The following is a 4,344-nucleotide window of genomic DNA, read 5'->3' as shown; positions in this document are numbered from 1 at the left end:
CTCCTCGAGGATGTAGGCCTTGTCGGCGGGAGTCCGCTCCGCGATGGGCGACCAGCCCTGCGGCAGGGTCAGCGGGGTGCCCGCCGACCTGATCCGGGTGACCTCGCGCGGGGACAGGCCGTCGAAGATCGAAGAGCTCATGCGTGGTGCCTCTCTGGGTGCACACGTCGGGGGTTCGACCCCCCAACGAGCGAGCGCCCCGGACGTGATGCGTGACGTGCGCCGCAGCGGGCTACTCGACCGGCAGCGGCTCGCGCGAGACCGGGCACGACATGCATCGGGGGCCACCCCGGCCGGAGCCGAGCTCGGACCCGGCGATCCGGACGACCTCGATCCCGGCCTCCTCGAGCCGGTCGTTGGTCTCGTCGTTGCGCTCGTAGGCCACGGCCACCCGCGGCGCGAGGGCGAGGGTGTTGTTGCCGTCGTCCCACTGCTCGCGCTCGGCGGTGACCGGGTCGAGTCCGGTGTCGATCTGGTGCAGGGTGTCGATCTGCATGGCCTTGGCGGCCGCGACCAGGAACGGCTCGGGCTCGGCGACGGCGAGCACCATGTCGGAGTCGGCCGAGCCCCAGTCGGCGACCGTGACCGCGATGGCGGTCAGGGTGTGGGCGACGTTGGGGTACATCACGACCTTGTCCACGTCGACCATCGTGCAGACCGTGTCGAGGTGCATCGTGGCCCGCTCCTGGGCGATCGGCACGGCCAGCACGGTGTGCGCGAGGTCGGCGTCGAAGACCTGGCGGGCCAGCCGCTCGACGCCGGCGGGCGTCGTCCGCTCCCCGACCCCGACCGCGATGACGCCGGGGGACAGCAGCAGGACGTCGCCGCCCTCGACGTGCTCGTTGTGCCAGCCGTGGATCTTGCGGGTCTGGCCGGCGAAGCGCGGGTGCTCGGTGTAGATCAGCTCCGTCAGCTGCGTCTCGCGCTTGCGCGCCGGCATGGCCAGGCTGGTGACCGCCACCCGGTCGCGGATCCACACGCTGGAGTCGCGGGTGAAGAGCAGGTTGGGGAGCGGGTCGATGAGGAAGTCGTAGGGGCTGAGCAGGCTGGTGACCAGCCCGTGGCCGCCGCGCACCTCGTCGTTGCGGATGCCGGCGGTCAGCACCTGGGTCAGCTCGGTCGGGGTCGCGTCGCGCAGGGCGGTCGCGAGGTAGCGGCGCAGGGTGTCGCCGAGGTGCAGCCCGCTCAGCGCGGAGGTGATCGCGTGGTTGCGCGCGCTCTCGCTCTCGAGCGTCTCGGTGAGCAGCTCGGTCAGGTAGAGGACCTCGACCCCCCGCTGGCGCAGGATGTCGGCGAACGCGTCGTGCTCGTCCTGGGCGCGGCTCACCCACGGGATGCCGTCGAAGAGCAGCTTGTCGTTGTTGCGCGGCGTCAGTCGCTTCAGCTCGGGGCCGGGACGGTGGAGCATGACGGTCCGGAGCGTGCCGACCTCGCTGTCGGCGCCGTGGGTTTCAACCATGGGCTGACTGTAGTGGCCCCCGGGTGGCCGCGCCCACCGCTGCTGCGCCGACCCGGCGTCACGGGTCGATCAGCGGCTACGCCGCGCCGTCCACTCCTCGGCGAGGATCGCCCAGCGCTGCGAGTCGGTCCACTCGCCCTTGGACCAGAAGTCGGCCCTCGCGTCCATCTCCCGACGCATCCCGAGCCGGCGGGCCAGGGCCGCCGAGCGCTCGTTGCGGGTGTCGAGGTCGGCGTAGAGCCGGTGCACGCCGTAGTGGCCGAAGGCCAGGTCGATCATGGCGGTGGCCGCCTCGGTGGCGATGCCGCGGCCGCCGACGTCGGGGTGGAGCACCCACCCGATCTCGGCCATGTCGTGGCCCTCGCCCTTGACGAAGAGCACCAGGTCCCCCACCACCCGGCCCTCGAGCTCGACGAACAGGTTGCAGGCCAGGTGGTCGCGTGGCTCGGCGAGCCGGCTGCGCAGCACGTCGTCGATCTCGGCACGGCTGAACACCTCGTGGAGCAGGTGCTCGGTGACGTCCGCGCGCCCGTAGTAGGCATACAGGTCGTCGGCGTCGCCCATCCTCGCGCGCCGCAGCACCAGGCGCTCGGTGCGGATCGGGAGCTCGGGCAGCGGCGGGACGAGGTCCTCACGGGCCTGCCGGACCCGCTGCCAGGTGCCGGGGAGGCCGTCGAAGCGCAGCACGTCGYACGACGTCCGGGGCAGCAGCAGGTCCTCGAGCCGGGAGATCGCCTCGCCGACCATCCCGCGACCGACGTGGTCCCGTCGGTCCCTGGCCAGCCGCTCGAGGCCGGCGTCGAGCCGGGCGACCCACCGTGCCTCGTCGCGGAGGGCGAGGGGGGTGACGTGGCGCAGGCCGACGCACCGGCCGGAGAGGTACGCCGCCCACTGCTGCTCGGCGTCCGCCTGCTCGTCGGCGGGCCAGTAGCCGACGAACCAGTCGTGCAGCCGGTCCGGACCGCCGGCCCACCCGACCGGGTCGAGGTGGTCGCGGGGGACCATCGGCGTCCCGTCGGAGAGGAGGTACGACGGCAGCGGCACCCGGCCGGCGGCCATCAGCTCCAGCTGCTCGGCCGTCGCGGGGACGAACCCGGTGCGCACGTAGGTGTCGTCCACGTCGGACATCGGGTGCTCCCCGTTGACCTCGAGGTAGCGCCTGCGCACGACCTGCTGGACGGGGCTCAGGCCCGGGTCATCTCCCACACGGTCAAACATGCCATGAGGACGCACACCGCAGCACCCAGGTAGTGGAGCACGCTGAGCCGGATCCTGCTCAGCAGCACCCGGCCGACGATCACCGCGAGGCCGCTGACGGCGAGGAGTGCGCCCCAGGCGCCGATGAAGACGCTGACCGGGTCGTCGTACTTGGCGACGAGGGACAGGGTCAGCAGCTGCGACAGGTCGCCCCACTCGGCGGCGAAGAGCACCAGGAAGCTGGTGAGGATCACCTTGAGGCCCTGGGCCTCGCCCGCCTTGGCGGCGAAGTCCTCCTCCTCGCCCTCCTCGGCGGCGTCGGCGGAGCGTGCCTCGCGCAGCAGGATCACCGCGCCGACGAGGAACATCAGGGCGGCCGCGACGTGGACGATCGTCTCGGGCAGGAAGCTGGCGGCCTTGCCGAGGAGCACGGCGATGAGCGTCTGGACCAGGAAGGCCAGCCCGACGCCGATCCACACGAAGAGCGGCCGGAACTTGGTCGACAGGACCAGGGTCGCGATGAAGGTCTTGTCCGGCAGCTCCACCACGAAGATGGCGGCGAAGGTGAGGGCGACGACGACGAGATCCACCGGCACAGCCTAGGAGTGCAGCTCAGCCGAGCAGGGCGCGGGTGGCGGCGATGGCATCGGCCAGCACGTCGTTGGCCGGACGGCCCAGCGCCGTCGCGGCCCGCGCGACGTCCTCCCACTCGGGCTGGGCGTTGACCACCTCACCGTCGTGACGGGCGAGCTTGACCGCGATCTCCTGGCCGGCGACCACGACGGCCACCATCTCCCGCTCGAGGGCGTGCTTGGCCAGGCGGGTCTCCCGGACGCCGATCGTCGAGGTGTGCCGCCACAGGGCGTCGCGCACGTCCTCGGCGCGCGCCGACGAGGTGAGCACCGAGAGGGTGTGGGCCGGGCGTCCCTTCTTCATCAGGATCGGGGTGAGCCAGGCGTCGCTGGCCCCGGCGGCGAACAGCGCGGTGATCACCGAGGGCCAGACCCGGGGGTCGAGGTCGTCGATGTTGGACTCGATGAGCAACGGACCCGCGTCGGGTGCGGGTGCGTCGCCGACCAGGATGCGCAGCACGTTGGCGTGGGTGTCGGGGTCGCGGCCGCCGGCCCCGATCCCGATCTCGGCCACCGTCATGGCCGGTTGCGCCCCCCAGGAGTCGGCGAGCGTGGTCAGCAGGGCGGCCCCGGTGGGGGTGCAGGACTCGGCGCTTCCGGGACCGGCCAACGACGGTACGCCGCGCAGCAGCTCGGCCACCGCGGGCGGCGGCACCGGCATGGTGCCGTGCGCCCCCCGGACGGTTCCCTTCCCCACCGCCACGGGCGAGACCACGACCGGCCCGCCGACGTGGGTCGCCAGCCAGGCGAAGCCGGCACACACCCCGACGACGTCGGCGATGGCGTCGAGCGCCCCGACCTCGTGGAAGGCGACGTCGAGCGGGTCGGCGCCGTGCACCCGCGCCTCCGCGACGGCGAGGCGCTCGAAGGCGCGGGTGGCGCGGTCGCGGACGTCCTCGTCGAGCTCGGCCCGCTGGAGGAGGCCGCGGATGTCGCGCCAGCTGCGGTGGTGCTCGCTGTCGGCGATCTCGACGTGGCAGCGGGTGGCGGCGAAGCCGTTGCGGCTCACCGTCTCCGGGGCGAGGGCGACCGGCTCGGGGGTGACCGCGTCGACCG

At 72.9% G+C, this 4,344-nt stretch carries 4 protein-coding genes; all 4 read right to left on the bottom strand.

The genetic code is table 11. The features are described from left to right. Positions 1 to 232: 232 nt before the first annotated feature. Complete coding sequence (locus ACXJKL_RS15590; RefSeq protein WP_457207947.1) at positions 233 to 1,459, bottom strand: arginine deiminase; 1,227 nt, start codon at positions 1,457 to 1,459, stop codon at positions 233 to 235. Positions 1,460 to 1,528: 69 nt separating this feature from the next. After that, positions 1,529 to 2,677: a GNAT family N-acetyltransferase gene (locus tag ACXJKL_RS15585; RefSeq protein ID WP_457207946.1), complete on the bottom strand. Its 1,149-nt coding sequence runs from the start codon at positions 2,675 to 2,677 to the stop codon at positions 1,529 to 1,531. Then, the gene (locus ACXJKL_RS15580) at positions 2,644 to 3,246 is read right to left on the bottom strand and encodes a TMEM165/GDT1 family protein (RefSeq protein ID WP_457207945.1); all 603 of its coding nucleotides are present in this window, start codon (positions 3,244 to 3,246) and stop codon (positions 2,644 to 2,646) included. The genes ACXJKL_RS15585 and ACXJKL_RS15580 overlap by 34 nt, the downstream gene beginning before the upstream one ends. A 22-nt stretch (positions 3,247 to 3,268) precedes the next feature. Continuing rightward, a partial coding sequence (gene larC / locus ACXJKL_RS15575; protein WP_457207944.1) for a nickel pincer cofactor biosynthesis protein LarC occupies positions 3,269 to 4,344 on the bottom strand: 1,076 nt, incomplete at its 5' end.

The sequence above is a fragment of the Nocardioides sp. P5_C9_2 genome, assembly GCF_054049555.1.
The sequence above is the reverse complement of the archived record's forward strand: the minus strand, read 5'-3'. Positions and strand labels throughout refer to the sequence as shown.

What these genes read in the sequence shown, in the direction of transcription:
- ACXJKL_RS15590 (WP_457207947.1), bottom strand. Translation starts at nt 1,459, where the DNA reads ATGGTTGAAACCCACGGCGCCGACAGCGAGGTCGGCACGCTCCGGACC.